The organism is Methanosaeta sp. UBA458 (genome assembly GCF_002496085.1).
Lineage (GTDB): Archaea > Halobacteriota > Methanosarcinia > Methanotrichales > Methanotrichaceae > Methanothrix > Methanothrix soehngenii.
Genome location: NZ_DAIK01000002.1, coordinates 1 through 2,504 on the forward strand (window position 1 = coordinate 1; position 2,504 = coordinate 2,504).

The 2,504-nt window shown below is 57.8% G+C and carries 2 protein-coding genes; both read right to left on the minus strand.

Features of this window, described 5'->3' with window-relative positions; translation table 11 throughout:
- Window positions 1–304 precede the first annotated feature (304 nt).
- Window positions 305–1,282: a DNA repair and recombination protein RadA gene (radA, locus tag BP822_RS00030; RefSeq protein WP_013720241.1), complete on the minus strand. Its 978-nt coding sequence runs from the start codon at window positions 1,280–1,282 to the stop codon at window positions 305–307.
- 46 nt (window positions 1,283–1,328) lie between these two features.
- Window positions 1,329–2,444: an OB-fold nucleic acid binding domain-containing protein gene (locus BP822_RS00035; RefSeq protein WP_276620920.1), complete on the minus strand. Its 1,116-nt coding sequence runs from the start codon at window positions 2,442–2,444 to the stop codon at window positions 1,329–1,331.
- Window positions 2,445–2,504: the final 60 nt, after the last annotated feature.

The window sequence follows — 2,504 nt, forward strand, 5'->3', positions numbered from 1 at the left end:
CTCTTCTCCCGATTATGTGGGTGAGGTCCGGCAGAGGTTGTAGCCTCTGTGTCTCCACATGAAAAAATCTTAAGGCATGCTGGTTTTCATGCTTTGGAATGGAGAGGAACCCAAAAAGGGGGTGCAGAATTGCTTATTAATCTCTGCATCATGGGCAACTTCTTGTCACAATCGTCTATATCTATAGAGTTGCTAATGGAAGTGGACGATCCGGGAGCACTGCTCCTTGCCTCCTGCATCCTCGGATCACCCCCTCCTCCCTCACCTTTTCTTTTTCATCTGACCGACGTTCCCGTTCCCGCGTTCAGTCCTTCAATCCGTCGGTTGTCACCGAGAAGACCGCTTCCCCATCAGGCAGGTTGGGCGAATCCACCAGGCGAGCGATGCGTTTCTCCCCTTTGGATTTTCGCAGGTAGAGCCGGAAGGTGGAGGTATGGCCCAGGACATGCCCTCCCACCGGTTTAGTCGGATCTCCGAAGAAGGTGTCCGGCTTGGACATGACCTGATTGGTCACCAGGATCAGGGCGTTGTTCAGGTCTCCAAAGCGCATCAGGTCGTGAAGATGCTTGTTGAGCTTCTGCTGGCGGTCGGCCAGGGTCCCCCGCCCCACATACTCTGCCCGGAAATGGGCAGTCACCGAGTCCACGATGAGCAGCCGGACCGGCCTCTCAGAATCTTTGACCTTCTCCGCCAGGTCCATGGCGCTCTCCGCCAGCAGGATCTGGTGATTGGAGTTGAAGGCCCTGGCCACGTTGATGTTCTTTAAGAAATCCTCAGTCTCCCAGATCCGGCCGTCGGGTGCAGGCGGCAGCCCCTTGACCATCTGGTCGATGCGCTCCGGCCGGAATGTGTTCTCAGTATCGATTATGATGACGGAGCCATTCAGCCCGCCCATCTCCACCGGCAGCTGGATATTCACTGCCAGCTGGTGGGCGACCTGGGTCTTGCCGCATCCGAACTCTCCGTAGAGCTCCACAATGGCCTGAGTCTCCATACCTCCGCCCAGCAGCTCATCGAAGCTCTTGCAGCTTGTAGTGACCTTACCCACCTGCTTTCTCCGCTCCAGGATGCGGTCACCGGTCTCAAAGCCGCCTACGTCTGCCGCTTCCCGTGCCCCGGCTATGATCTTGGCGGCAGTGGCCTCACCAACCTCCGCTGCGCTCACCAGCTCTCCAGGAGAGGCAACGGCAATGGCTTCGATTGAGTTGAATCCCGCCTCGCGCAGCTTTTCGGCAGTGGCCGGACCTACGCCCGGCAGGTCTTCCAGTAGTTTTATTGCCATCTTCACAGTTCCTCTGGTAGGTGTTCTCATAACTCACTTAACTTCCTTACTCAGGCGGGGCGAAAGTAATCCTGGTGCGCCATCCGCAGGAGAGCTCCAGTCCTTCATTCCAGCCGCTCTTGACCTGCGCATCGATAATCTCCGCCCTGTATCCAAGATCAACCTCAAGCAATCGATCGACATGCTCACCCCATAGAGCTGCCCGGATCCGGCCGGAATCATCAGAGATGTAGATATTCGCCACCCGGCCCATTCTGCCATCATCCCTCTGAAACTCCCGCACCTCCCCCAGGCCGGATACAAAGCCGGAAACGCTAGAGAGCATTCCCTCTTTCAGCTCCGCTATTGGGGTCATCCTCTCTGAGAAGTCCAGCTTTTTAGTGCTCTTGCGAATAGCGGTGCTCCCACCGGTCTGGATCTCCAAGAGGCCGTACCTCTCCCGGACTGAGCCGCCTACGATCTCAAGCGTCTCCCCCTTAAGAAGAGGCATCTGGGCCTGCTCATTCCAGAGGGTGAGCCGGATCTTGCCGGTCTCATCTCCCAGCGTCACCCCTCGAACCTGGCCCTTGCCCCCATCTCGGCGCTCAAACTCCCTCATCTCTCCCGGATCCACAACCGCCGCCAGAAGGTTGACATCGCTCATGTCCCTCTTCAGCTCTCCAATCCTGTAAGGCGCGACGCGTGGATGAATATCCTGATCTATCTCCTCGAATCCGCCGCCACGGCCCAGGCTGACCTCAGTCCCCGCAAATCCCTCTTTGGCCAGTCCCCTCACCTTGAGGCACTGGTCTACAGCGAGGTCCCCTGACTTGATCAGCTCTGCTGTCTCGTCCCAGAGGGCGACACGCACCGACCCGGTCTCGTCCGCCAGGGTGATGTTTGCCACCCTGCCAAGAGATCCGTCTGATCGCTGAAACTCCCGCACAGGAGATACGGCGATCACCCTGCCGGTGAATGTGACGTTCCCCATCTCAGGCCGGATGCTCCCGATCTTGGTCAGAAGATCAGGGCTGCCCAGGTCCCTGGCCACCAGCATGGCCGCGGTCCGGGAGTCGCATAAGCCGGCCATAAGGGCCACCTTCTCCTTCACCCTCTCCTCGAATTCTTCAGGTGATATGCTGTCTGCAACCTGACGGTAAATCTCCTCCAGCTCTGAATCCATCAACGATCATCCATGAATGGCATAACGCTCCTGCGTACTTCTCAGGTAGGGGGCATTGCA

What these genes read in the sequence shown, in the direction of transcription:
- radA (WP_013720241.1), bottom strand. Translation starts at nt 1,282, where the DNA reads ATGGCAATAAAACTACTGGAAGACCTGCCGGGCGTAGGTCCGGCCACT.
- BP822_RS00035 (WP_276620920.1), bottom strand. Translation starts at nt 2,444, where the DNA reads ATGGATTCAGAGCTGGAGGAGATTTACCGTCAGGTTGCAGACAGCATA.